The sequence below is a fragment of the Vibrio sp. 1402 genome (assembly GCF_033340275.1).
The window spans coordinates 1-1,120 of sequence record NZ_JAWOWE010000078.1 but is presented as its reverse complement, the minus strand read 5'-3'; the positions used below and the strand labels follow the sequence as shown (position 1 = coordinate 1,120).

The 1,120-nt window shown below is 41.0% G+C and carries 1 pseudogene; it reads left to right on the top strand.

The window, feature by feature from the left end:
- Positions 1-366: 366 nt before the first annotated feature.
- Positions 367-1,120: pseudogene (locus R7044_RS24225) on the top strand (cache domain-containing protein); the annotation flags it as partial.

Here is a 1,120-nt window from a genome sequence, read left to right as displayed (position 1 = left end):
GATCTGAGACTCTAAATAGTGCTGAAGAGTTTCGAAGTTTGATTTATGCATGCTTTGGACTCTCGATATCCATTTGATTTTCGTTTTGAGTATTGGTCATTGCCAATCAGGAAAAAGTTCCTGTTCACTCTCGAAATTTATCTTTTCAATATTGGGGCAAAGAAAAGGATTGCAAGCGAAGAAAAACGCTGAAAGTGCTTGAATGACAGGGTGTTACATTTATTTTGCATAAGATAGTGAGAAATACCTCTAGTTTTGTTCGCTCAGGTCGATATAGGTTCCATGCTGTGTATGTCACAGAGATATGCACCTGATAGCCACTATCTAGGATGCCAATAACAAGTGATTCTTTTAAAAGGTCCGAATATGTTGAAACTTCATTCTCTGAGTATCAAACAAAAGGTTGTACTTGGTATTACTTTTGCTGTTCTTGCATCAACCATTATCGTTGGTGTGATGGCTCAACGCCATGCGAGAGACGTGTTAAGTCACCGCCTGATTGATATTGAGTTGCCAGCCATGCTGCAACAAATTAATACTGAAATTGACCGCGAAGTTGTGCAAATGCAGCAAGCGGCGAAGCAACTAGCAACAAACGAATTTGTTGTCGAAGCGCTAAAAAATACTGATCACCCACAGTTTTCTGAAACGCAGCTTGTTCAGCAGCTAAACAACATCAAATCTCAGTATGGATTGAATGACGCATCGGTCGCAAACCGTAAAACGGCGTACTACTGGAACCAAAATGGTTTCTTGCGTCAGCTAAACCATTCGCAAGACGCGTGGTTCTTTGGTTTCACCTCTTCGGGTCGCGAAACATCAGTGAGTGTTTTCCAAGAAGCTAATGGTGAAGTGAAAATGTTCACTAACTACCAAGACTTAAACGGTATCTCGATGTCGGGTCTATCTAAGTCGATGGATGACATGGTGTCACTTCTAAACAGCTTCCAAATTGAGGACACAGGTTACGTGTTCTTAACGAATGAAAAAGGTGACATTCAAATTCATCGTCAACAAGGCAAAAACAAAACGTCGATTGCGCAGCTTTTTGGCAGCAACGCGAATCAACTGCTGAACAAAAACAGCTTCAACCTAATTAATGTCGAGTTTGAAGGTAAGG